This is a genomic window from Peptostreptococcus sp., from assembly GCF_036639115.1.
Classification (GTDB): domain Bacteria; phylum Bacillota; class Clostridia; order Peptostreptococcales; family Peptostreptococcaceae; genus Peptostreptococcus.
This window is the reverse complement of record NZ_JAVWJH010000002.1, coordinates 383,620-409,116: the sequence shown is the minus strand read 5'-3', so window position 1 is coordinate 409,116 and position 25,497 is coordinate 383,620. Positions and strand designations below refer to the sequence as shown.

Genomic DNA, 25,497 nt, shown 5'->3' with positions numbered 1-25,497 from the left:
GTATTATTTGTAGTATTATTTGTAGTATTATTTGTAGTATTATTTGTAGTATTATTTGTAGTATTATATAAAAAAGAAATCGAGGTGTTTATATGAACAAATGTAGTGAAAGTTATAAATCTCTTTTTTTAACATTTTTTAAAATAAATATGGTTACATTTGGTGGTGGTTACACTATTGTTCCTGTTATAAGAGATGAGTTTGTAAACAAAAGGGGTCTAATAGATGATGATGATATGCTAGATATTGTAGCGATTGCTCAATCGGGTCCTGGTCCTATGGCTATCAATACATCAATTCTAACTGGCTACAGCATTAAGGGTTGGAAGGGAGCTTTGGTATGCTTACTTGCGTCTGTCTTACCTTGCCTAATAGTGATCTCCTTACTTTTTTATGCATATGATAGCGTATCAAAAAATAGCATAGTAAAATCTGCTCTTGGGTGTATGAGTGGAGCGATTAGTGCGGTTTTATTTATTACTGTGTTTCAAATGGCTCAAAAAGCTCTTTCGAAACATAAAATATTTGGATCAATATTAATGATATCTGCTTTTGCAGCAGGTTATTTTACAAATATAAATACAATATATATTATAATAATAAGTGGTCTTGTTGGACTAATAATATTTTCTTTAGTAGAGGAGGATAAAATAAAATGATGAGTGAACTTGTACTTCTCTACACGACATTTCTAAAGATAGGTGCTTTTGCATTTGGAGGAGGATATGCGGTATTACCTCTTATTCAAAGGTATGTTGTAAATGATATGAATTGGCTTACTATTGCAGAGTTGACAGATTTAGTATCTTTGTCACAGATTACTCCAGGGCCTATAGCTATTAACGCAGCGACCTTTATAGGAATCAAAGTTGCGGGAATACCTGGTGCTCTAGTTGCGACTGCAGCAGAAGTTACTCCTAGCTGCATACTTATGTTGGTGTTAGGATATTTTTTATTTAAAGGTAAAAAAATAAAGGCAATGGATAATATCTTGAGTGGCTTAAAGCCAGCTATACCTGGACTTATTATGATTGCGGCTATTGATATGTTTAATTCTTCTATATTCTCTCCTGAAGGCATAAAATATGTTGGAGTGGTTGGTTTTGTTATTGGTGGTATCTTGTTTTTATCTAAAAAAGTAGATATTATAAAAATAATAATTATCAGCGCTAGTTTAGGAACAATCTTATATTTTGTTATATAGAGCTTTAAAATAGAAAAACAAATACGAAATTATAAAATCTGAGTATAGAAAAAGACAGCTGTGAAATTTTCATAGCTGTCTTTTTATATTTAAATAATAAATTGCTTTCATATAAAATTTGAACTTTACTGCTAATATGTAAATAGTGAATAATACGTAGAAATAAGACTCGTCACTTGATAATTTAAATCCTCAACTCTTATATCTCCATTTATTCTTTTAAACTTATTCATAAACTGATCTTTTGCACCAGCTCCATATGAATATCTAGACCTATAACTTTCAATCCTATTTAGATCCTTTCTAATTTCTGGGTCCAAACTTACGATAAGATTATTGTAGTCAATTTTATCGTATACTCTAAGAGTAGAGATTATATAGTCTAAAGCTGCTAGGTATCCAGAGTATTGAACTCTAGGATCAGAATTATTAACGCAAGCTAAATAGGCATAGAAAACGGCCTCGTCTTCTCTTGCAACACCTCTTTGGTATGACATATACTTGGCTATTACAAATGGAAGGTACTCACTAGGTATGCTTTTATTCAAACTAATCTCATTCGTAAGAATATAGTGTCTTCCATCAAGTCCAAAAAATGAAAATACAGGACTTTTTAAAGATACTTTTGCATTTGAATAATCTCCAGCAACAACTGGAAAATTCTCTGAAATACTTCTAAATCCTTCTTGAACTTGTTCAGAAGCATCTTTAATATTTGCAGTTGTAAATTTATTATCCTTGCTCTTAGCAAGAACCCTAGTTTCCTTTATCTTTTCAACCAGTATATTATATACTTCTACCCTCTTTGCATTATCTACATCTACTTTCACACTAGTAGCATACTTGTTATTATATTTATCAATTAAAACATCACTTAACTCTGGCGTATGGTAATTTAAACCAAACAGTATAACGTATATAAAAAATACTATTGAAAAAGTATTTACTACCCCCCAGAATAGTTTATACAAGAAATTAAAGACATTTGCTGTATCTAATAGCTTCTTGATCAGAGTAACCATACAGTAGATAAATATTGCAATAAAAACTATTGTCAAAATATCACCTATTGGAAAAGGTATTTGACCCGACAAGAAACTGAGTTTTTCCCTAATAAATCTATTGATAACATTAGTATAAATAAGTTCAGTGGCCGATTTATAGTTTGATGACAAAGCTATCATAAATATTGAAATTACAAATAAAATAATTGGCCTAACCCTAAACCTAAACAACAATCTCACCTCCAATTAACAGACTATATTATACCATAAACAATAGCATAAATGATGATAAAATTTAAATTTATTTAGAATATAAAAAAAGCACACTTTACTATTAAGTAAGGCGTGCTTTTTAGTAAAAAATAATTAGTTATTAATCTTTATAAATTTTAATATTAATAGATATAAATACTAATAGATATAAATACTATTTATTTAGATCCTCTACGTTACAAAGAATAAAATCAGATGGATTTGATCTTACAGGTCCGTCAATTAACCCCTGGTAAACTACTTTATTTTTTATTTTATCATATATATTAATCTCTATAGCTGGATTGCTTCCAAGATTATGATATCCGTAACTTGTATTTTCAGTTGAGTTATAGAACATATTCTTATAAATATCAATATTTACCGTCTTAAAAAATACTACTTTATTACTGTCTTTGTGATTTAGTAATAAATAATAATATGGCATCTCTGATGTAATAGAGATCATATATGGTTCTTTAGGAAGATTATTTTTCTTTGGCTCATTAATATTTGTTTTTCTAACTTTATTGTCTTTGGAAATTGCATAAGTATCATTAATCATAGGTATTTTTGTATCTACTTTTTCAGAAAATTTTAGTTGATTATTTTCAAGTATATACTTAAAAATAATAATATTTCCATTTTTAATATCACTATGAATAATATTTAATTTATTTTCTTTCTTATCAAAGTATGGGAAATTACCTTCGACAATTGATAAGACAGTTATAGGTCTATTATCACTATCACTCTTAGGAAGAGCTTCAATATTTTGTGTGCTAACTGTTTTATTTTCTGTATCAAATAATAAATATTTACCTTTATAGTTATTTTCCACGGACATTACAATTTTATCAAAAGCAGAAACGTAACCAATAGAAGGTACTTCAGTAAAATCATCAGAAACGGACACATGAGAAATATCTTTGTATGATTGATCCTTGAAATTCATCTCAAGTACAAATATTTTTGCCTCATATTTGTATTTCTTTTTTGATATATCCATATTGTCACTTCCATCTTTTTCTTGCTTATTTCTAAATTCAGTCTCATTATCTATAACAATAATACAATACTTTTTATTGTTGTGGTCCAAATTATATACAGTTGTAGCATCATCAGTTTTCACCAAATTATATAGCTCACTACCCTTTTTTAACTCAAATTTGAAATGATCATAATTATAATTTTGCTCAATAGATTTAAAATCCCTATCATATATATTAATTACAGGATTTCCTTGCTTATTGTTTTCTATGTAGGAATTTCCTAGTGTATTATAGTATTCATTATTTATTGGAGTGTATTTTTTTGTTTTACTTGATAAGTATGCATTTCCATCTTTATCTTTATTCAGATTAAGTTTTTCTGAATTTTTACTAGAAATTAGGTAAGATCTAGATTTTATATTTTTTCCTCCATTTTTTGCTGAAGATAACCCATTAACAATGTCTGAATTAACCAAATTTAGATTATCTAGTTCTTTCTCATCCCCTGAAATAGTTTTAACTGTAACACTATTTTCTTGGGCATTTCCGAATGCAAAAGAAAAAGCAATTAGTATAATCAGCAATAAACAAAATATTGATAGTCCATATTTAGATTTCTTAGACATATTATATTCCTCCTCTTAGTCTATGCTTTGTAATTTTACAGTCTACTGTAAATAGGGCTGCTGATAAAATGACAAAGACGACACTTCCTATTGTTAGCAAATTATACTTGTCAAGAATCAAAAAACCACTTTCTTGACCATTTGCTATTATAAATAAATAAAAGATCATTAAAAATCCACAAGTTATCATCAAAATAAAGTATATTAACTTTCTAAAAATACCACCTCTACTTTTTTCAATGTAGAATATACTAGTCAATGCTTGTATACCAATTATACAAGTAAGAACATATATAAAAGTTATTATAAGTGTTATTTTAGGTGAATATGGAAGTATAATCAATAAATCTGTTACTAACTCCCATAGCCCAGCTTCATATAAAGATCCTACAAGCATCTTGCTGATAAAATTAGCTAAAAGCAAGGAAATCGTAATCAATATTATATAAAATATGTATAGGCTTAGAGAGCAAAGTATTCTTGCTATTTTTAATTTTTCAATAGATACAGGAAGGTTCGCTTCTATATAGTAACTATTATGTTTTTTTCTATAATTTCTACTTACAACATCTATAGACATCAAGATAGAAATAGCTGCTCCAAACAAAATTATTACAATGCTTGTATCCATTTGAAATTTTAACTGTCCGTTTCCATAAAGTTTAAGTTCATTCAAAAAAGGTTTCGGTAAATGGGGGTTATTAATAAACAAGTCAAATGCCTTTGAGCTTTCTACCAGATTAATATTTCCACCATTATAGGCAATTACATAGAGATTGCCTAATAAGAATAATAGGCAAAATACAGCGATCATAATGAACTTTCTTTTATTTTTAACTAATTCATAATAGTATAATTTAAATATATCATTCATAGTTTCCTCCTAAAAATCTAACTTATTTCTATATATATATATATTGACAAGAGTGACCATAACTAATATCAATATAGATTGAATCAATGTATTTGTATCAAACACTTCAAAAATTATTAAAAAGAAATTTGTCAAAATAAATTGAATTATATCAAAAATAATATTTCCTGAGCTTACAACAAACATAGATAGTATTAACATAACTACAAAAGCAATCAAAATCTTTATTTTATACTTATATACTCCAAAGAACAATAAAGTTATACAGGCAGTTATAGTAGGCCAAGTAATAAACAGTCTATAGAAAATATTTTCTTTATTGAGACTAAATAGCCTGATACCACTATCCTGCATCATAGTGATTTTTGCTTTTGGTAGTGCTTCTAAAAGTGAAGCAAATCTAATAAATTCAGGTGAATTTAGGAGACTATTTGCATATCTAAAAAATATAGTTGGGGCTATATACACTAATATATACTGTATTGAAACAAATAAAATAACCTCTATCAACATTGATATTATTTGATATCCTCTGTTGACTGGAAGCTGAAGAATACTGTACATAGTTCCATCATCGTTATATATTCTTTTGTATAAATTAGCTATAATAAATATTATAATTAAACAGGTAGATGCAAATTTATACATATCAATCACAGTATATGCATGCATAAGCTGACTAACATAGTCTATTTCTTCGTGAGTATTAGATAGAATCCATTTCAATTGCGAGCTTGATATAAATACCGATAAAGCCATAAAAATTGCCGAGATGACGCTTAGTGAGATGAAAATTTTCTTATTTTGTTTTAGATTAAGTTTTAATATTTTAAAAAAATTATTCATTTTTTGATACCTCTCTAATTTTATCAACTATAGATTTGCCCTCAGTAGATCTCATCTCTTCAGCTTCGAAGTCAGATACTACTCTGCCGTCATTTAATATAAATACATGATCTACTATTGATTCAATTTCGTCAATTTCGTGAGTGGTAAGGATTACTGACTGATCTTCGTCCATATATCTAGCCATTATACTTACAAACTCTTCTCTTTTAAATATATCTATTCCACTAAAAGGCTCATCTAACAATATATACTTCATATCCAAAGAAAATCCTAATACCAGTTTTACTTTCGCAATATTACCTTTTGAAAGAGAGTCGATTACATCTTCTCTATTTAGTTTAAAGAATTCTAACATTTCATTGGCTTTATCATCATTCCAAGTATCGTAGAATTCTTTATAAAAATCAATCATTTCTTGTATTGTAAATCCAGGAAAATGTGTCTCACAATCAGGAACAAATATAAGTTTTTTGTAGATAGATTCATTTATTTTTTTATCATCTATTATTACCTCACCAGAATCAGGTTTTATTATACCTGCTATTATTTTTAGCAGTGTAGACTTTCCAGCACCGTTGATTCCCAAAACAGCAGTTATTTTTCCCTCATCAATTTTCAATGAAACATTATCTAAAGCATAGTTTACATATTTTTTTCTTGAATGTGCTTGTTTTCTATATTTTTTTGTTATATTTTTTAAAACAATCATTTATATTTCCTCCTAAGTATTCTTATGTTTTTAGTTACTTTTTTCCTCCACTGTATCCTCTAGGCTTTCAGCAGAATCTATTTTATCATAATAAGTGCTAATTAAATTTAGTACTTGTTCTTTAGATATATTTATAGATTTCATTGTTTTTATAAATATATCTAACGGCTCTTTTATATATTCTTCCTTCAGTAAATCCAATGCTTTCAAATCATCCGTAATCATACTGTGTCTATTTTTTTCGGTTTTTATTAGACCAATTTCTTCCATATGCGCATAGGCCTTTTGAACAGTATTCAAGTTCACCCTTATTGAACTAGCTAGCTCTCTTCTAGAAGCTATAATATCTCCTGGCTCCAACTCCCCCACAAACACTTTTGCTTGAAAGTACTTGGAGATTTGAAGATATATAGGAGAGCTATTATTTAGATTGAAGTCTATAGTACTCATATATTTTCCTCCTGTAGTGTATTAGCAGTATGGTACACCCTACCTAAAATAAATTCTTCTTTACGAAGTAGAGCTTACTGTATTGCTTTTGAAATAATTATTTTCATATATATATATATTAAAACACATGTACTAATGACCTAGTACACTTCCTAGATGTATTATATATCTAGTACACTTTTAAAGCAAGACTTTTTTTGAAAAAATTCCAGAAATATATTTATATAGTATTTTAAATATAAAGAAAAAATAAAAGTATTTATTCATAAACGAATATTAAACAAAGTATCAAAACAAGATTTATTAATTATTATTTATAAATAAAAAAACCTAGCTAAAATTAGCTAGGTTCTTTTATTAAAATCAAAATATTTTATACTCTATTATATGAAATATATTTAATGTTAATGTTTTCAAGTATCGATATATCTCCCAAAATAAGAGCTTCTTTTTTTTCTTTACTTAGTTTTTTAATGGCACATTCCATTTTCATAGCCAAACTTTTACTTTCTAATTCAATAAAAATTTCTAATCGCTCAAATTTATGTGCTCTTACATATTTTGAACCAATACCATTTTTATGTTCCTTTTCTCTTCTTTTTATATCTGTTGTATATCCACAGTAGAGACTTTTATCTTTACACCTCAGTATATAAGTATACATTAACGTCCTGCAAACTCTTTTAGAACTAGCCAAGCTTTGATATCAATATTTACATCACTAGCCAATATTTCTCTTGCCTTTTGCTTGTCAACATATATAGGCTCTATTATTTCACTTTCTTCTTGTAAGTTTGTTGATATTTCTCCCCTAGCTTTGCCATATACGATAGCCAAAGATTCATCAGACATACCGACAGAAGCAAATGATTTTTTGCATGAAGAGTCTTTATCAATTTCATATAACTCAAGTCCAGTTTCTTCTTTCATCTCTCTTATGGCAGCAGTATATAGGTCCTCACCTTCATCGATTAGGCCTGCAGGAAGAGAATATATATAATCGTTGATAGGCATTCTGAACTCTTTGATAAGAATTAAAGATTTCCTGTTTTCATCAATTGCTGCTATCAATACTGCATCAATTTCTATATTTTCCTCTTTAAACAGCATTTTTTTGTATTTATCCATATTTTTCCTAGAAGCAACAATCCATTTTTTTTGATTTCCAAGCTTTGTTTCATAAAAAATTTCATACACATTTAGAAATTTAGAATTATAAACATCAGCTATCTTTGTTATTTTATTGATTTTTCTAAATTTTTTCACAATTTTCTCCTTTACTATTTACTTATTATTAAAAAAGATATATAATTAACTTAAGGAAGGATAATAAAATTTTCCTTCACATAATCAAAATTTAATATTTAATTGGGCTCTATTGTATTACAAAATTCAATAGTGGTAATTTTTTCATTGAGTAAACTGTATTTTTTTTATATAAAGGAGTGAGTAATATGCTAGAAATGAAGACAAATACAAGGACAAGAACAAAAAATCAAGCTAGTTTTTCTAAGTTTGCAAAGAACCATTTACAGGACTTTGTAGAAGTAAGTTCTTATCTAAGTGGTTCTAAGCTATACGGAGTAATTTCCGAAAGCGATAACGTATCTCTAACTCTTACAATTACTTATCTCGATGAAGAAGATCCAAAATATAATGAGACTGAGTCTCTATATATACCATTGAATTCAATAAAGTATATTAGAAAGCTTTAATTAAATCTTGAATAAGATTAAGGAGAGCTCCCACCTACAAATGGTGGGGGTCCTCTTCTGTGGTGTATACACACATGAGATATAAAATCTTACAATTTACTATAAAAATCTATAATTAAGAAGGTGCCATAGGCACCTTCTTTTGTTTTCATATACTATCTGTTTTCACAGAAATTTTCTACTTTATTTGTAATATTTTCTATGATATCCTTTAGTTCAGTGCTGATTTCACCAACACCTTCTGTAGATAGCTTTACAATTTCCTTTGACATAGGAAGTTCACCTAATAGGTCAACCTTGTTACTTTCTAGGAACTTGCTAATATCTGCATCGTCAAACATCCTAATCTTTTCTGAACAGTTTGGACACTGAATATAGCTCATGTTCTCTATTATACCTATAACAGGAATATTCATCTGCTGAGTCATGCTAATAGCCTTAGAAACTATCATAGACACTAAGTTTTGTGGCATAGAAACCATAACGACACCACTTAGTGGTATTGACTGCATAACAGTTAGTGCTACATCACCTGTTCCTGGAGGCATATCTATTAATAAATAATCTAATTCTCCCCATAAAACATCAGTATAAAACTGCTTTACTACTCCACCTATCATAGGTCCTCTCCAGATTACTGGAGAATTTTCGTCTTCTAACATCAAGTTAAGTGATATTACTTTTACACCTGTAGTAGTAGATACTGGAACTATATTAGTTCCGTCTGAAAATGCTTTCATATCTCCCATTCTCATAAGTCTAGGAATACTTGGTCCAGTAATATCGGCGTCTAAAACACCTACTTTATATCCTTTAGCACTAAGTTGATTTGCAAGAAGTGTAGTCATAGTTGACTTACCTACTCCTCCCTTACCACTCATTACTCCAATAATATTTTTTATCTTGTTATTAGGATTATTTTGAATTCCGCATGATTCTGCGTTTGTATCACAACTGCCCTTTGAAGGACATGATTCACAATTACTCAAATAAAACACCTCCGATTGTTTTTAAAACGCCTACATATATCTTTGATAAGCTTTTAAAAGAATATATGAGTATATATTTTAAAAAGCAGTTGTATCAAATAAGCCACATAGCTATATTTGTGACTTTTCAAATATATCTAGGAGTTTTCCTTTCACTTTATCTGAGGCAAAGATCGCCCCTACTGTATTATAATACATTTTTTTGTAATCGTCTAGATTCATATCAATTAGTTTTGAAACGATTTCATATTCTTTGCTAAGAGTAGTAGCTGACACTGTTCTGTTGTCCGTGTTTACAGAGAATAAAATATCTTCTTCAAAAAAATTTATCAAGGGATGTTTTTCCATAGAATCCACTGTTTTTGTTTGTATATTGCTTGTTGGACAAATTTCTAATAATATATTTGAGGATCTTATTTCCTCACAGATTATTTCAGAGTCTATAGATCGAACACCATGTCCTATTCTTTTTGCATGTAAAAGATTTATAGAGTCAGATACATTTTGTGCAGAGGCAGCTTCTCCAGCATGAATTGTAATATTGTATCCATACTTATCAGCCAAGTTCATAGCCTCAATAAATTTATAGGCAAAAGCTTCATCTTCTGGCCCAGCTAAATCTACTCCACATACACCTTTATCTAGATAATTTTTGCCTACTTTTATAGTGGCTATGGCGTCTTCTTGAGTAAAATTCTTCATACAACAGAGAATTAGTCCACCATCTATCGGGAATTCTTTCTTAGCCTTATTCAGACCTCTTATAGCTGCTTGTATGACTTCTTCCATGCTAAGAAATTCATTTGTGTGAAGAATAGGAGCAAATCTTAGCTCCATATAGACTATGTTTTCTTTAAAGGCATCTTCATACACTTCATACGTGAATCTTTCTATAGCACCTTCTGTTTGCAGAATTTTAAGTGGTAAATCAAATGCCTTTAGATAATCAAGTAGAGAAGTCGAATCTTTAGGAGCCTGAAGAAATTCATCTATATTTTCAAGTGTTACTGATGTTAAATCTAATTTTTGTAATTCAATTTCCTCAAGTACACTTTCTTTTCGTAAGGAACCATCTAAATGACAGTGTAGCTCTATTTTAGGCAGTTTTTCTATTTGTTTTTTTGTAAGTGTTTTTTTCATAATAAATACTCCTTTTTTAATTGTAAAATATACTCTTAATGATTATAAATATAAAATAAGTGTATTTTTTATTATTTTGTCTATATCAAATTCCAAATATAAGAATATGTAGACTATTTATGTGAAATATTAGTAACTAAATCTTAAGTTATTAGATAATTGTCATTAAGTCTATTATACAATAGATATTTTAAATATTATAGGATTCATAAAAACAATTATCCATATAATTTCCATATAAAATCAGCACATTTATTATTTTTTAAATAAGGCATGAAATTTTATTGAGCTTGATTGTATTTTAAACCAAAAAAGAACTCCCTAGTTTAGAGAGTTCTTTATATTTATATTAATTTTACAAAGAAACATGTCCTTGCATTCTATTCATTTCTTCAAGAATATTGATTGAATGATCTGATATTCTTTCAAGATTAGTTATTATATCTGAGAAGTATATTCCACCTTCAACAGAACAATTTCCAGCTCTTAATCTAGCCATATGAGAGTTTCTTGTCTTCTTTTCAAGAACATCAATTTCTTTTTCACGCTTTCTAACAACATCAGCAAGCTCGTAGTCATTAGTTTTGATAGCAGTAATCGAATCGTAGAAGTTTGTAGAGGCAATTTTAAATATTACATCTAGCTCACCTTGAGCATCACTTGTAAATTTAATATTTTTATCATGCATAAATCCTGCTATTTCAGCTAAGTTTTCTGCATGGTCTCCTACTCTTTCAATATCATTTACAATATGGAACATTACATCAGTCTTTATTCTTTCTGGATCACTAAGATTTTTAGTAGTCAATAGGAATAAGAAGTTTGTAATATCAAGTTGTAAAGTATTGATAACTTTTTCATATTCAAAAGTTTTATTTCTTTTTTCCAAATCTCCTGTTTTAATAGCATCATATGCTGCGTTTAAAGATCTAGTAGAACGGCTAGCCATTCTTATTACTTCGTCAACTGTATTTGAAAGAGCAATTGATGGTGTTTCAAGAATTCTTTCATCAAGGAACTTAGTAGTAGATATACGATCTTCTTCTTCTTCTGCAGTGATTGGAACAAGTTTTGTAGCAAGTTTTACAATGTAATTACTAAATGGAAGTAATACAATAACATTTACTATATTAAATAGTGTATGTGTATTTGCTATCTGTCTAGGAACATTGCTTGGATCTAAATGTTGTACCAATGCTATTATTGGTTTGCTAAGAACTAACATAAATAATAATGTACCTATAATATTAAAGCAAAGATGCATTATAGCAGTTCTTTTCGCATTTCTACCAGCTCCTACAGTAGATAGTAATGAGGTAACACAAGTACCTATATTATCACCATACAAGATTGGTAAGGCAGCTGTAATAGGGAGGACACCTTGTGATGCAAGCACTATTAGAATACCTATAGACGCACTCGAACTTTGTATAATACCTGTCATTAGGAATCCAGCAATTACTCCAAGTAAAGGATTCTTGCTGAAAGCAAGTATAGCTGAATGTACTCCTGGCATATCTGCTATAGGTGCGGCAGCGTCTTTCATAAAGCCCATACCTACAAATAATATACCAAATCCTATTAGAATTTCACTAAAGTTTTTAATATTTTTATTTTTAGTTACAAACCATAAAACCATACCGATACCAATAGTTATTGGGGCATATTTTTCTATATTAAATGATACCAACTGAGCAGTTACAGTAGTACCTATGTTGGCACCCATTATGATGCCTATTGCCTGCTGTAAATTCATAATTCCAGCATTTACAAAGCCAACTGTCATAACAGTAGTTGCACTTGAACTCTGAATAATAGCTGTAACTAATGTACCTACTAACACACCCATTACTTTGTTTGTAGTTAGCATTTCTATTATATTCTTAAGTTTTTCGCCTGCAGCCTTCTGAAGACCGTCGCCCATAACATTCATTCCATAAAGGAACATACCTAACCCGCCGATTAGGTAAACAGCACTTTCCATATTCACACCTCATCTAAATAATTTTACAAACTCATAATAAAATAAAACAGTTCGCAATAAATATAATATCATGAATTTAATTAAAATGTACAGAAAACATACAAAAAAAGTTAACTCAACGTTAAATTTAACATTGAGTTAACAATTGCTTTTATAAATCTGAAGTTATTTTATAGAATAAATCTTCTAATTTCTCATTGTCATTGACAATTGGTTTTATAAAGTAAGTATTCTCTTGCAAGGATCCCACATTCATGTATCCTCTGTTACTTATATTTACTCTTCTTAAATCTTCCTTGTATTCCCTACTAGATGTTGTTATAATTCCGACTCTTCCTTTTGCGCCCATAATTTGGAAGTATTCTGTAACGCTCAGGCTTTCTTTTTCAGCCTCGTATATTCCTTCTGTATTTTGAATGTATTCATTGAGGTCCATATAACCTCTTTCGTATACATTTTTATCAATATTGTAGGGTAATAGTTCTATCAACCTAACATCCATTAGATTATTAATTGTAAGTTTCATAAAATCTACAAGTTCATCATCATTGAAATCTTTTATAGCAACACAATTTATTTTTAAATTTATACCTGCCATTTGGCATGCATCAATTGATATAAAGACCTCTTTTAAATTGGCTCCTTCTGTAAGAGCGTGGTATTTGTATTCCTTTAATGAGTCCAAAGATATATTGACACTAGTCAAACCAAGGTTTTTTAGGTCAAGTATTCTGGTTCCGAGTCCAATTCCATTAGTTGTGATAGCGATCTCTTTGATCCCACATTCCTTAGAATATGATATTAACTCTTCTAGACCCTTGTAAAGAAGAGGTTCGCCACCTACAAATCGTATCTTTTTAAGACCTCTATCCGCAAAGAATTTGATCATAGATTTGAAATCATCAACTTTCATAGCCTGTTCTTCTTGAGTGATAATCTTTGTATCATCATTTGTTTTTTTATACATCAAGGAATAGTTATTTTCTTCTGTTACAATTAAACGTAGATAGGATAAACTGTCATCCATTTGTTTTCACTTCCTTTTAAAAAATTTTTATAAGACTATCAGTAATAGTTTTAGATATAATTCTTCTCTGCTCCATGTAATCATAATATGTATCAAACTCATAACAAACATATTCAAGCCCCTCTGATGTCAGCTTGTTAATTTTATTAAGGTTACAGTCGTAAAATATATCTATCTTACCAATTTGTAATATCATTTTATATATACAATCATATAAATCCATTATAATTCTATCACTATATTCTCCAAATTTATCAACAGTATGATAAATACTTTCTTTTGACATTAGAGACTTCTTGTAAAATTTAATGAAGTTCATAAAATCTTCTACATTATTTTCTGGCTCTAATTCAAATAAAACTCTAAAAAACAAGTTCCAAGGAACTTCCGTATTCATTTTTTCTATAAAAATATCTGCTAGATTATTTGAAAATTCATCTTCAAACTCAACTTCACTTTCAAGCTCCAAAGCTTCATTAAAATCAATTTTTTTCTTTATAAAATTGCATATTTTTGTATATTCTTCAGTCATGAAACTGCTCATTCCATCCACTGAATCTTCGTACTTATGTATTGAATAGCTTAGTATTGTGTCACAAGGTTGCTTAAAATCAATCGCAAAAGATAGCTGCTTTTCCATTTTGAAAGTAATCGTATCATATAAAAACTTAGCAAAAAGCTTTTCGACTTCTTTACGTCCTGCAACAGTACTGATACTTTTATTTGGCTTGAAATTATTATATATACTAAGTAGTTGGTCATCTATCATTGTAAGATTGTTCTTTATAGAAACCATCATATCCTTTAGGAACTTATCAGCCAGTAAATAAGTTGTATTTTTATATATAATTTTATGTTCTATTTCACTCCAGAATACATTTACTAGAGATTTTATTTGAAGTTCAAATTTAACTTTTCTATTTAAAAAAGTGTATTCTCCATCCACTTTATAAATTTCGAATCCATTTTTCTGCCTTAAAGGTTGCCTATCAAATAGGTAAAGACGTATATTTTTATTATTTTTAGAATAAAAATATTTCCCATCATCTGTTCTATTAAAATAGTTCTTTATTTGCATAAAGATATCTTCTTCTTCTTTTACAAACTTACATTCAATTCTGATCCCTATTAGATCAGGTATATCAGATATAAGATCTGCTGGATTAGAATAAGCAACCATATATCTATTTCTTATTATTTTTTCTTTTAGACTGTTTTCTGATTTTATACGAGAACTGACAGCCATCAGCTCATTTTCTTTCAAAGGTATCGATCCAAAGAACTTTACTAATTCATCTTCTATTACTTCTAAGGCTGGTCTTTGTTCAGCCAATATAGTAGTTGCCGCATCTATAAATTCAAATTCCTTTAAACTCATAACATCCTCCATTAATATACTAACACATTAGTATTATACCAAATTTAGTGAGCATGTACAAATTTATTATATTTAAAAATATGATTAGTATAACAAAAAATCAGATATTTTAGAAAAAATATCTGATTTAATATTTATGTTTAATATTTACGGATTTCTCAAGGTATTTAAGACCACAAGATCCCCTGGTAAGATCAAGGTGTCACCATTTGGTACGATGGTGTGTCCTTTTCTTTTAATAATTACAACCAAGAAGTCATTTGGGACAGATATTTCAGATAACATTAAATATGCCCACTTATGTTTCTTATCTATATAGAACTCTTGTAAATCAGTGCCCATACTACTATTGAAAGTAACAGCAGTAAGAACTATTTCATCGTTTTCTTCTACAATAGTTTCTCCATTTGGTATCATATCAAGACCGTCCCTTTGTATAAGGGTAATGAGTATGTCATGTGGCATACCAATATCCGCAATCTTTTTACCAACCCAATTACTGGAAGAGTCTACAATTGTACTTACAAAGTCCATATTAATCTCTTCACTGTAGTCATTGAATGTTTTAAATACGTTACCATCTGGATCAATCATATCAACCTTTTGAGATACAAGCTTAAGAGTTGTACCCTGGGTAAGCATAGATAGTATTACAATACAAAATACTATATGAAATACATCTATATTGAGATCTGTCAGGCTGACCGCAGCTACGGTTGCAAATACTATGGAAGATGCTCCTCTAAGACCTGCCCAAGATATTATTGCAACCTGATTATTAGGCGATTTGAACGGCTTTAATAAACCGATTGTCACGAGAGGTCTTGCTATAAACGTTAAAAATAATGTAACAAGAATACCTACTGGTAAAGACTTAATAATCAAAGCTGGTGATGATAATAATCCGAGTACAAAGAAAATTACTATTTGCATCAAACTTGTAATACCATCAAACATATGGACCATAGTCTTTTTATTGATTCTTAGGCGATTACCTAGAGATACACCTACTATGTAAGCACTTAAAAAACCATTTCCTCCAACTGCAGCTGGTAATGCATAGGAAATAATCGCTATTGCAACCATAAATGCCGATTGAAAACCTTCATTTTCGAATCTAAAGTTTTTAAATATTTTAACAGTAAGAAAAGAAATGAAACCACCAAAAGCAATCCCGAAGAAAAGCTGTGAGAAAAGTAATTGAGCTACTGAAACCGCAGAAGTTTGACCTTGTATCATAGAAATAACAGTTACTGTGAGTAGATATGAAAATGGGTCATTGGCACCACTTTCCATTTCAAGAAGCGAATCTGTGTTGTACTTTAAAGAAAGTTTTTCGGATTTCAGTATCGAGAAAACTGAAGCAGCATCTGTTGAAGATATTACTGCACCCAATAAAAATCCTTCTAAAATTTCCATTTTTAAGACATAATGGCAAAAAAGTCCTACAAGTAAAGCAGTTAAGACAGTACCTAGAGAAGCCATTATTGAAGCTTTTCCAAATACAGGTTTTATCATTTTCCAGTTGGTACCAAATCCACCATAAAACATTATAAAGATTAAAGCAACCGTACATACTTGTTCAGCCAATTGAAAGTCAGAAAAATCAACTTTTAGAATACCTTCACTACCGAAGAGCATTCCTAAAAATATAAAAGCCAATAGGGCTGGAACTCTTATTTTTTTTGAAATTTTACTTAGAAAAGTAGTTGAAATAATGACAACTACAGCTGCTAAAAGTAAAAGCATATTTATATTCATATTTATCTCCTCCTTATTATATATATTAGATGATTATTTGTTATTTGTATAGATGTTTATATTAATTTGAATATTTGAATGTAAAGAATTGGAGAAATATTGAGAATATACCAAAATTTATAAAAATTAAATAAAAGAGATATTCAGTAATTTAGTGTGAGCAAACAAATTTGCTCACACTAAATATTGTTTAACCAAATATTATTTAACTTTTTTTACATGCCATATTTCACTAACATACTCTGAAGTTGCTCTATCTGCAGAGAATATTCCTGATTTAGCGATATTTACAAGGCTCATTTGTCCCCATTTTATTTTATCTTGATAAGCGGCTTCTACTATATTTTGTTCGTTAAGATAACTTTCAAAATCAGCCAAACACATATATGGATCTGATGAAATAAGATAGTCTGCCATATAATTAAAGTTTGTGTCTCCCTTATCTAGGGTTCTCATAAAATCAATTGTTTCTTTTATATCTGGATTATTATTATAAAAATCTTGAGGTCTATATCCCCTCTTTGATAGATTGGATACCTCATCACTTGATAAGCCAAATATAAATATATTATCCTTACCTACAGCATTATAAATTTCGACATTTGCACCATCCATAGTACCTAATGTTAGAGCTCCATTTAACATAAGTTTCATGTTACCAGTACCAGAGGCTTCTTTACCAGCCTGTGATATTTGTTCACTTACATTTGCTGCTGGAATTATTTTTTCTGCCAATGAGACTCTATAATCTTCTAGGAATACAACCTTTATGTAGTCTCTAACATCAGGATCTGTTTCTATCATTTCTGATATTGAGCAAATAAATTTTATAATATTTTTTGCCATTACATATCCTGATGAAGCTTTTGCTGAAAATATAAAAGTTCTAGGGTAAGGCTTAAGTCCATTATATTTAATCTGTTTGTAGAGATAAACTATGTGTAAAGCATTTAAAAGTTGTCTCTTATATTCGTGCAATCTTTTTATTTGTACATCAAATATAGATTTTGTATCAACAGTTATGCCTGTGGTTTTTTTAATATACTCAGCTAGCTGCATCTTTTTAATGCTTTTAATATTTTCTAAATCTTTCAAAACAGATTCATCAGATTTATACTTTAAAAGAGCATCTATATTGGAAAGGTCTTTTATAAAGTCCACTCCCAATAACTCATTTAAATACTTTGTAAGCTCTGGGTTAGCTTGACCGAGCCATCTTCTATGAGCAATACCGTTGGTAACATTTATAAATTTACCTGGATATATTCTGTTGAAAGATTTAAAAGTATCCTTTTTAAGTATATCTGAGTGTAACTTTGATACACCATTTACACTATAGCTACTAACTATACACAGGTTTGCCATTCTAATCATATTGTTGTGGATGATAGACATATCATCTAGTTCGCTTGAAGCGCCAATATCATTACACCACTTACAAAATCTACTATTTATCTCATGAATAATAGTGTATATTCTTGGAAGTATAGGCTTAAATAGATCCACAGACCATTTTTCTAGAGCCTCAGCCATAATTGTGTGGTTTGTATAGGCAAATGTTTTTATAGTAATATCCCAAGCCTTGTCCCAAGAATACTCATGTTCATCCATCAATATTCTCATAAGTTCTGGTATACATAAAGAAGGATGTGTATCATTAATATGAATGACTACCTTCTCTGCAAAATTATCTAGTGTGCCATATGTCTTATAGTGAATCTTTACAATTTGTTGTAGTGAAGCACTAGTAAAGAAATACTGTTGTTTTATTCTAAGCTCCTTACCCTTGTCATTATCGTCTGCTGGGTATAGAAGTTTTGAAATAGATTCCGAAATAGCTTTTGATTCAATAGACTTTGAGTATTCACCTTTTTCAAAAAGACTCATATTGAATCCACCACTTGCTTTTGCTCTCCAAAGTCTTAAGACATTGACAGCATCTGTTTTGTATCCAGAGATCATCAAATCAAAAGGATCTGCTATTATAGGTGTGTAATTTTCGTATTTAATACGAAGGCCATCACTTGTCCACTCTTCTCTAGTTTCTCCATAAAACTTTATTTCGACCTCTTCGTCACTTCTATAGATTAGGCCATACTTGCCGAGTTCTAGCCAGTTATCAGGATATTCTTGTTGCCAACCATTAGAAATGACTTGTTTGAAAATACCAAATTCATATAAAATACTAAATCCTGTGATAGGGTACTCATTGCTAGTAAGTGCATCCATATAGCAAGAAGCCAATCTTCCTAGACCACCGTTTCCAAGGCCTGGGTCAGGTTCTATATCATATATTTTATCTAAGCTAAAACCATTGCTCGATAAGAATTTTTTAACTTCATCTTCAAAGCCTAAATTGTACAAATTATTTCTCAGAGTTTTTCCAACTAAAAACTCCATAGACATATAGTAAACTCTCTTTTGCTTAGATTCTTTTAATCTATTAAGATAATTAAATCGCATCTCTGCAAGTCTATCTCTAGTTATTACCATTAATGCTTGATAAATTTGTCTTTCACTTGCATCTTCAATTGCAGTTCCAAATCTTTTTTCAAGATATTTTTTTATTTCTTCTGTAAAATTATCCATATAAAATCACCCCTTGACACCTAAAGTTATAGGATTTCATTATACATTTCTATATATTTATCTGCTGAATTTATCCAAGATGAATCATAGTTCATAGCGTTTAAAATAAGTTTTTTCCATAAATTTTTGTCATAATAGTATACATCAAGACTTCTCTTTATAGCGTCTAACATATCATAAGGATTAAAAGACTCGAAAGTGAAACCAACTCCACCTCCAGTATCCCTATTATATGGTTCTACTGTATCTCTGAGGCCTCCTACTCTGTTCACAATAGGTATTGCCCCATATCTCATCGCAATCATTTGAGAAAGTCCACACGGCTCTGATCTCGAAGGCATAAGATATATATCTGATCCAGCATATATTTTAGAGGCTAGATCATTTGAAAACATAATTATAGAGCGAACTCTATCATGTCTTTTAAATTCTAGTTCTCTTAGTGCAATTTCGTAAGCTTCATATCCTGTTCCCAAAATAATAAGCTGTGTTCCCATCTCTATTATTTGTTCTGCAACTTCCAACACTAAATTGATTCCTTTTTGGTCAGTTAGCCTACCCACCATACCAATCAGAGGAATATCTGGGTTAACTTCCAAGTCCATTTCCTTTTGTAAGTCTAATTTATTTTTAACCTTATATTCATACTTAAATTTATCTTTTGAATATTTGTGAAATATATAAGCATCACTGTTTGGATTATATTTTTGATGATCTAATCCATTTACAATTCCTCTTAATTTTAATTTTTCACTTTGAAATATAGAACTTAGACCAAAGGAAAAATAAGGATCCAAAAGTTCATTTGCATAAGTTTCGCTTACAGTGTTGACTCTATCTGCTAGCTGTACACCAGCCTTTAATAGGTTTATATCTTTGTCAAAAGTCATAATGTCTATGTAGTCATTACTTAGACCAAACAAACTTCCTAGTACATACGGATTGTATTTTCCTTGGAATTCTACATTATGTATAGAAAATACGCTCTTTATATCACTATAAAAATCAAAGTCAGCCTTTTTAAAGGAATCCAAGTACACGATTGACAGGGCTGTATGCCAGTCATTTGCATTTATTATATCTGCTTTAAAATCAACATGTGGCATTATTTCTAAGGCAGCCTTTGAAAAGAATGCAAATCTTTCTCCGTCATCTAGCTCTCCATAAATATTACTTCTATTAAAATATTGTTCATTATCTATAAAGTAATATTTTATGCCATTATGTTTTGCTTCAAATATTCCACAATATATCTGTCTCCATCCAAGGCTAACGTAGATATATTTTACAAAGCTTATTTTGTATTTCTCTCTATCGATACTAGAATATAGTGGAAGTACAACTCTAGCATCTACTCCTTCTTTTTTTAATGCTTTGGGAAGAGATCCAATAACATCGCCTAGTCCTCCAGTCTTTATAAATGGAGCCGACTCTGCAGCAATAAATAATACTTTCATTTTTTCACCTCACAAGTTGATATATATTTGAAATACATATCTATTTTTACTATATATTTTTGTCTTTTGGAACTGTAAATTGACAATTAATATCACCCTTTAGTTCTTTATCTTTATTTATGGTAACAAACTTATCAGTAATAACATAATTCAAGTCTGCTCCAGACTTAATTACAGTACCAGACATTAATATACTATTTTTAACCTTTGCACCCTTTTCAATTGTTACATCTCTAAAGATTATGCTATTTTCTACAGTTCCATTTATATGGCTACCATCTGCAAGCAAAGAACATTTGACATTTGCATCTTGTCCATAAATAGTAGGAACACTATCCTTTACCCTAGTAAGTATTTCAGTACCAGATAGAAATATTTCATGACCTATTTTAGGATTTAGCAAGTCCATATTAAAGTTAAAATAGCTTTCCAGGCTATCTATTACCTTACAGTAATTTTTTACATTATAGGCATAGACGTTTAATTTGTTAAAGTTCTTTGAAACATAGTCTCTAACCACATCTTCCCAACCTAGAGTATTTCCCTTTTGTATAAGCTTTTTCAAGAGATCCTTATGTAAAACAGTGATTTTCAAAAGAGTGTTACATTCATAGTCAGCTCCATATTGATGGAAAAGAGAATCATATGCTCTATTTTTATGATCAACCATCATTTCTATGTCACCAGGATTTGGTTTGCTCTTCATGCAAATAACTGTTACATCTGCATTATTTTTTTCATGAAAATCAAGAACTTCTCTAAAGTCTATATTGCAAATAATATTTGCATCCGCTATTATACAATAGTCCTGAAGCATAGAATTTATATAAGGTTCTGCATTAGTTAGAGCCTCGAACTTACTCCTAGGGATAGTAGTATTTGATATAGCCAATGGTGGTATTATTTTTAAGCCTCCATTTTTTCTATTTAAATCCCAATCCTTTCCCCAACCTACATGATCCATCAGGGAATTATAATCTTTGGTAGTCAAAAGACCGATATTAGGGATATCTGCCTTCACAAGAGATGAAAGCATAAAGTCAACCATTCTGTATCTACATCCAACATGTAAAGCTGCTAAGGCTCTATTTTTTGTAAATCCTCCAATATCATGGTTTTTGAAATTATCTGCAAATAAAACACAAAATGCATTCATATTATTTCCCTCCTAATAAAGCCTTTTTATAAACCTGTTTTTTCTTTATGATATTTTTGCTTCCAACAACAGTAATCATATCTTTATTTGATTCTACTTTTTTATTGCCGACCACGGCGCCTTCTTCCAAGACAGCTTCTTCGGCAATTATAGAATTATAGACCTTAACATCTTTTCCGATATATGCATTTTTCATTATTACACTGTTTACTATTTCAGCACCTTCTTCAACTATTACATCAGAAGAGAGTACTGACTCAGTTATTTTCCCATTTACTGAAGTACCTTCAGAGATCATGCAGCCTGATAAATGTGCTTTTCTTCCAATGTGTTGGGGCATAGATTCATAATGCCTGCAATAGATTCTCCAAAGAGGATCATGTATATTAAAGGCATCTTCATTGTGTAGAAGATCCATATTGGCCTGCCACAGACTTTCAACAGTACCAACATCTTTCCAATAACCTTTAAAAGGATATGCAAATATTTTTTTATTGTCATTTAACATCATTGGGATGACATCTTTACCAAAGTCATAACTTGTATCTTCTGCATTTTCACATTTGAAGAGGTACTTTTTAAGCTCAAGCCAACTAAATATATATATTCCCATAGATGCTTTTGTAGATATTGGATTTTTAGGTTTTTCTATAAATTCGCTGACAGAAAGATCTGAAAGTGTATTTAATATACCAAATCTGCTTGCTTCTTCCAAAGAAACATCTATATGTGCAATCGTAAGGTCAGCATCTCTTTCTTTATGAAACTTCAACATATCATTGTAATTCATTTTATATATATGGTCACCAGATAATATCAAAACATACTCTGGATTATATTGCTCAAGATAAGCCATATTTTGATATATAGCATTAGCTGTACCCTTGTACCAATCTCCAGTCTCACCACCAGTGTATGGAGGAAGAATAGAAAGCCCGCCATCCATTCTATCTAAGTCCCATGGAGATCCGTTGCCCATATAAGAATTCAACTCAAGAGGCATGAACTGTGTCAAAACGCCTACTGTAGATATCCCTGAATTAACGCAATTTGAAAGTGGAAAATCTATAATTCTATATTTACCACCAAATGGAACTGCTGGCTTTGCCATAGTCTTAGTTAGTGCTTGAAGACGAGTTCCCTGCCCTCCTGCCAGTAACATGGCTACTATTTCCTTTTTTAGACTCATAATAATACCTTTCTTAAAACCGTTATTTATACACTTTATTTTTTAACCAAGTACATCGTTGAGAATGGAGCTAAATTAAGTTTTATATGATATTTAAAGCCTTCATATTTTTCGTTAATAGAATTAATATTTCTATTAGTAAGCCCATCTCCACCGTATTTCTTGGCATCCGTATTTAGTAGTATTTTATATTTCTGTTTACTATCTACACCAATTTTATAGTTTTTTAAATGCTGGGAAGAAAAATTACTAACCATTAATAATTCATTTCTGTTTTTATCTATTCTAGTAAATGAAAAAATATTATTATCATCATCATTTACCATATTCCATTTAAATCCATCCCAGCAAGTATCATTTTCCCATAACATTGGAGTCGATGAATAAATTTTATTTAATTCTTTTATAAACCTATGAGTCATGTTGTGAAGAGGATAATCTAATAAAAGCCAATCAAGCCCCTTACTTTCATCCCATTCAATTACTTGTGCCAAATCACAACCCATAAAGGTTAATTTTTTGCCTGGATGAGCATACATGTAAGCCAAAAATGCTCTCATATTTTTGAACTTATCCTCAAATTCAACATCTGCTCTATCAAGAATTGATCTCTTACCATGAACTACCTCATCATGAGATATTGGCAGTATATAATTTTCTGAAAAAGCATATGTTAAGGAAAAAGTCATCTTGTTATGTATACCTTTCCTAAATAGTGGATCAGTACTTAAATAGCTAAGAGAGTCATTCATCCAGCCCATATTCCACTTAAAATTAAATCCTAGTCCATCATGTTTTACAGGTGCTGTTACCTTAGGCCATGAAGTAGATTCTTCTGCTATCATCATAGCTCCAGGGTATTCCTTGTTCACAAAACTATTCAAATTTTGCAAAAACTCAATAGCTTCTAAATTATGGTTTCCACCATTTTTATTCGGTCGCCACTCTCCATCTTGTCTACAATAATCTAGATATAACATTGAAGAGACAGCATCTACTCTTAAACCGTCAATATGGTACTTCTCTAACCAGTATGAAGCATTTGAAACTAAAAATGATATGACTTCGTTTTTACCATAGTCAAATACCCTTGTACCCCATTCTTTGTGTTCCATTTTGAAAGGATCTGAATACTCATAAACATACCCACCATCGAACTCACAAAGTCCAGACTCATCTTTTGGAAAATGTCCTGGTACCCAGTCTAGTATTACTCCAATATTGTTTCTATGGCACTCATCTACAAGATACATAAATTCTTGTGGAAGTCCATATCTTGAAGTAGGTGCAAAATACCCTGTTACTTGATAACCCCAAGACTTATCATATGGATGTTCTAGTACTGGAAGAATTTCAATATGAGTATAGTTCATAGATTTGACATAAGTTACTAGTTCTTTTGCAAGCTTTGTATAAGAATAAAAAGTTTTATCTTTATTTTGCCTCCAAGAGCCGAGATGAACTTCATATATATTCATAGGAGTGTTGTATGGTATATGCCTATTATTCATCCATTTATCATCACGCCACTCATACCCAGAAATATCATATACTTTGGATGAGGTCTTTGGTCTTGTTTCAAAATGTGTGGCATAAGGATCTGATTTATAGATGATTCTACCATCAGATGTTTCAAACACATATTTATAACAATCAAATTTTTTTACATCTTTTATTTTACACTCATACACCCCGCCATCAGTTATTTTCTTTGCGGGATATTTATCGGCTTCCCAATCACAAAAATCACCTGTTACATATACTTTTTTTGCATTTGGAGCCCATACTCTGAATGTGCAATAATCTTTTTCCAAAAAAGAACCTAAAAATTCAAAGGATCTAAAATTTGTTCCTTCATGAAAAAGATATTCAGCCATTTCATTTTTATCCTTTTTTTTCATATTTGTATCCACCCCATTCAAATACTTAATTTATAATTCAAATAAATGAACAAATTGTATTTTTTATAACTATCGCAATATATTTTTTTCTTATAATTATATTATCACATAAATGATTTTTTTCCACCATTAATTTGCAAGTTTTTCAATAAAAATCATCAAATTATTAAAAAAAACTTATGAAAAGGTTTTTAAAATAAGATTATTTATACATGTTATAAGATTGTTTTTTTAACTAAAAACATCTATAA

The 25,497-nt window shown here is 30.0% G+C and carries 22 protein-coding genes; 3 read left to right on the top strand and 19 right to left on the bottom strand.

The genetic code is table 11. The features are described from left to right. The first annotated feature begins 92 nt into the window (after window positions 1–92). Window positions 93–659, top strand: a complete 567-nt coding sequence (locus RR561_RS04020; RefSeq protein ID WP_332506160.1) for a chromate transporter — start codon at window positions 93–95, stop codon at window positions 657–659. Further along, window positions 656–1,204, top strand: coding sequence for a chromate transporter (locus RR561_RS04015; RefSeq protein WP_332506159.1), 549 nt, complete (start codon window positions 656–658; stop codon window positions 1,202–1,204). The genes RR561_RS04020 and RR561_RS04015 overlap by 4 nt, the downstream gene beginning before the upstream one ends. 131 nt (window positions 1,205–1,335) lie before the next feature. Here RR561_RS04015 and RR561_RS04010 read toward each other — a convergent pair whose 3' ends face one another. From RR561_RS04010 to RR561_RS03975, 8 genes are all read right to left on the bottom strand, one after another. After that, window positions 1,336–2,439 carry a DUF3810 family protein gene (locus RR561_RS04010; RefSeq protein WP_332506158.1) on the bottom strand — a complete coding sequence of 368 codons (1,104 nt, stop codon included), beginning with the start codon at window positions 2,437–2,439 and terminating at the stop codon, window positions 1,336–1,338. A 196-nt stretch (window positions 2,440–2,635) separates the two neighbouring features. Continuing rightward, a complete protein-coding gene (locus tag RR561_RS04005) occupies window positions 2,636–4,078 on the bottom strand; it encodes a hypothetical protein (protein WP_332506157.1) in 1,443 nt (480 codons plus the stop codon). Window position 4,079: 1 nt separating this feature from the next. After that, window positions 4,080–4,952 (bottom strand): hypothetical protein, encoded by an 873-nt coding sequence (locus RR561_RS04000; protein ID WP_332506155.1) that lies wholly within the window; start codon window positions 4,950–4,952, stop codon window positions 4,080–4,082. A 9-nt stretch (window positions 4,953–4,961) separates the two neighbouring features. Beyond that, window positions 4,962–5,798: a hypothetical protein gene (locus RR561_RS03995; RefSeq protein WP_332506154.1), complete on the bottom strand. Its 837-nt coding sequence runs from the start codon at window positions 5,796–5,798 to the stop codon at window positions 4,962–4,964. Further along, complete coding sequence (locus RR561_RS03990; protein ID WP_332506152.1) at window positions 5,791–6,510, bottom strand: ABC transporter ATP-binding protein; 720 nt, start codon at window positions 6,508–6,510, stop codon at window positions 5,791–5,793. Before RR561_RS03990 ends, RR561_RS03995 begins: the two co-directional genes overlap by 8 nt. 30 nt (window positions 6,511–6,540) lie before the next feature. Beyond that, the gene (locus tag RR561_RS03985) at window positions 6,541–6,960 is read right to left on the bottom strand and encodes a GntR family transcriptional regulator (protein ID WP_332506151.1); all 420 of its coding nucleotides are present in this window, start codon (window positions 6,958–6,960) and stop codon (window positions 6,541–6,543) included. Window positions 6,961–7,333: 373 nt separating this feature from the next. After that, window positions 7,334–7,624: a GIY-YIG nuclease family protein gene (locus RR561_RS03980; protein ID WP_332506150.1), complete on the bottom strand. Its 291-nt coding sequence runs from the start codon at window positions 7,622–7,624 to the stop codon at window positions 7,334–7,336. Then, window positions 7,624–8,226, bottom strand: a complete 603-nt coding sequence (locus RR561_RS03975; RefSeq protein ID WP_332506148.1) for an NUDIX hydrolase — start codon at window positions 8,224–8,226, stop codon at window positions 7,624–7,626. The genes RR561_RS03980 and RR561_RS03975 overlap by 1 nt, the downstream gene beginning before the upstream one ends. A gap of 188 nt (window positions 8,227–8,414) precedes the next feature. Between RR561_RS03975 and RR561_RS03970 the strand changes: the two genes are divergently transcribed. Then, a complete protein-coding gene (locus RR561_RS03970) occupies window positions 8,415–8,675 on the top strand; it encodes a hypothetical protein (RefSeq protein ID WP_332506146.1) in 261 nt (86 codons plus the stop codon). Window positions 8,676–8,830: 155 nt separating this feature from the next. Here RR561_RS03970 and RR561_RS03965 read toward each other — a convergent pair whose 3' ends face one another. The 11 genes from RR561_RS03965 to glgB all read right to left on the bottom strand — a co-directional run bounded on the left by RR561_RS03965 (window position 8,831) and on the right by glgB (window position 25,246). Next, entirely contained in the window at window positions 8,831–9,664 is an 834-nt protein-coding gene (locus RR561_RS03965; RefSeq protein WP_332506144.1) for an Mrp/NBP35 family ATP-binding protein, read from the bottom strand. A 111-nt stretch (window positions 9,665–9,775) separates the two neighbouring features. Beyond that, window positions 9,776–10,804, bottom strand: coding sequence for an adenosine deaminase (add, locus tag RR561_RS03960; protein ID WP_332506143.1), 1,029 nt, complete (start codon window positions 10,802–10,804; stop codon window positions 9,776–9,778). Window positions 10,805–11,159: 355 nt separating this feature from the next. Further along, the gene (locus RR561_RS03955; protein WP_332506142.1) at window positions 11,160–12,788 is read right to left on the bottom strand and encodes a Na/Pi cotransporter family protein; all 1,629 of its coding nucleotides are present in this window, start codon (window positions 12,786–12,788) and stop codon (window positions 11,160–11,162) included. Between the two features lie 151 nt (window positions 12,789–12,939). Continuing rightward, entirely contained in the window at window positions 12,940–13,815 is an 876-nt protein-coding gene (locus RR561_RS03950; protein ID WP_332506140.1) for a radical SAM protein, read from the bottom strand. Between the two features lie 16 nt (window positions 13,816–13,831). Further along, entirely contained in the window at window positions 13,832–15,193 is a 1,362-nt protein-coding gene (locus RR561_RS03945; RefSeq protein WP_332506138.1) for a GTP pyrophosphokinase, read from the bottom strand. A 147-nt stretch (window positions 15,194–15,340) separates the two neighbouring features. Next, window positions 15,341–16,954, bottom strand: coding sequence for a potassium/proton antiporter (locus RR561_RS03940; protein ID WP_332506137.1), 1,614 nt, complete (start codon window positions 16,952–16,954; stop codon window positions 15,341–15,343). Between the two features lie 201 nt (window positions 16,955–17,155). Further along, window positions 17,156–19,543 (bottom strand): glycogen/starch/alpha-glucan phosphorylase, encoded by a 2,388-nt coding sequence (locus RR561_RS03935; RefSeq protein ID WP_332506135.1) that lies wholly within the window; start codon window positions 19,541–19,543, stop codon window positions 17,156–17,158. 26 nt (window positions 19,544–19,569) lie between these two features. Next, window positions 19,570–21,000 (bottom strand): glycogen synthase GlgA, encoded by a 1,431-nt coding sequence (gene glgA, locus RR561_RS03930; protein ID WP_332506134.1) that lies wholly within the window; start codon window positions 20,998–21,000, stop codon window positions 19,570–19,572. Between the two features lie 49 nt (window positions 21,001–21,049). After that, a complete protein-coding gene (gene glgD / locus RR561_RS03925; RefSeq protein ID WP_332506132.1) occupies window positions 21,050–22,156 on the bottom strand; it encodes a glucose-1-phosphate adenylyltransferase subunit GlgD in 1,107 nt (368 codons plus the stop codon). Window position 22,157: 1 nt separating this feature from the next. After that, a complete protein-coding gene (locus RR561_RS03920) occupies window positions 22,158–23,345 on the bottom strand; it encodes a glucose-1-phosphate adenylyltransferase (RefSeq protein WP_332506130.1) in 1,188 nt (395 codons plus the stop codon). Between the two features lie 35 nt (window positions 23,346–23,380). Beyond that, window positions 23,381–25,246: a 1,4-alpha-glucan branching protein GlgB gene (glgB, locus tag RR561_RS03915; protein ID WP_332506128.1), complete on the bottom strand. Its 1,866-nt coding sequence runs from the start codon at window positions 25,244–25,246 to the stop codon at window positions 23,381–23,383. Window positions 25,247–25,497: the final 251 nt, after the last annotated feature.

What these genes read in the sequence shown, in the direction of transcription:
- RR561_RS04020 (WP_332506160.1), top strand. Translation starts at nt 93, where the DNA reads ATGAACAAATGTAGTGAAAGTTATAAATCTCTTTTTTTAACATTTTTT.
- RR561_RS04015 (WP_332506159.1), top strand. Translation starts at nt 656, where the DNA reads ATGATGAGTGAACTTGTACTTCTCTACACGACATTTCTAAAGATAGGT.
- RR561_RS04005 (WP_332506157.1), bottom strand. Translation starts at nt 4,078, where the DNA reads ATGTCTAAGAAATCTAAATATGGACTATCAATATTTTGTTTATTGCTG.
- RR561_RS04000 (WP_332506155.1), bottom strand. Translation starts at nt 4,952, where the DNA reads ATGAATGATATATTTAAATTATACTATTATGAATTAGTTAAAAATAAA.
- RR561_RS03995 (WP_332506154.1), bottom strand. Translation starts at nt 5,798, where the DNA reads ATGAATAATTTTTTTAAAATATTAAAACTTAATCTAAAACAAAATAAG.
- RR561_RS03990 (WP_332506152.1), bottom strand. Translation starts at nt 6,510, where the DNA reads ATGATTGTTTTAAAAAATATAACAAAAAAATATAGAAAACAAGCACAT.
- RR561_RS03985 (WP_332506151.1), bottom strand. Translation starts at nt 6,960, where the DNA reads ATGAGTACTATAGACTTCAATCTAAATAATAGCTCTCCTATATATCTT.
- RR561_RS03980 (WP_332506150.1), bottom strand. Translation starts at nt 7,624, where the DNA reads ATGTATACTTATATACTGAGGTGTAAAGATAAAAGTCTCTACTGTGGA.
- RR561_RS03970 (WP_332506146.1), top strand. Translation starts at nt 8,415, where the DNA reads ATGCTAGAAATGAAGACAAATACAAGGACAAGAACAAAAAATCAAGCT.
- add (WP_332506143.1), bottom strand. Translation starts at nt 10,804, where the DNA reads ATGAAAAAAACACTTACAAAAAAACAAATAGAAAAACTGCCTAAAATA.
- RR561_RS03955 (WP_332506142.1), bottom strand. Translation starts at nt 12,788, where the DNA reads ATGGAAAGTGCTGTTTACCTAATCGGCGGGTTAGGTATGTTCCTTTAT.
- RR561_RS03950 (WP_332506140.1), bottom strand. Translation starts at nt 13,815, where the DNA reads ATGGATGACAGTTTATCCTATCTACGTTTAATTGTAACAGAAGAAAAT.
- RR561_RS03945 (WP_332506138.1), bottom strand. Translation starts at nt 15,193, where the DNA reads ATGAGTTTAAAGGAATTTGAATTTATAGATGCGGCAACTACTATATTG.
- RR561_RS03940 (WP_332506137.1), bottom strand. Translation starts at nt 16,954, where the DNA reads ATGAATATAAATATGCTTTTACTTTTAGCAGCTGTAGTTGTCATTATT.
- RR561_RS03935 (WP_332506135.1), bottom strand. Translation starts at nt 19,543, where the DNA reads ATGGATAATTTTACAGAAGAAATAAAAAAATATCTTGAAAAAAGATTT.
- glgA (WP_332506134.1), bottom strand. Translation starts at nt 21,000, where the DNA reads ATGAAAGTATTATTTATTGCTGCAGAGTCGGCTCCATTTATAAAGACT.
- glgD (WP_332506132.1), bottom strand. Translation starts at nt 22,156, where the DNA reads ATGAATGCATTTTGTGTTTTATTTGCAGATAATTTCAAAAACCATGAT.
- RR561_RS03920 (WP_332506130.1), bottom strand. Translation starts at nt 23,345, where the DNA reads ATGAGTCTAAAAAAGGAAATAGTAGCCATGTTACTGGCAGGAGGGCAG.
- glgB (WP_332506128.1), bottom strand. Translation starts at nt 25,246, where the DNA reads ATGAAAAAAAAGGATAAAAATGAAATGGCTGAATATCTTTTTCATGAA.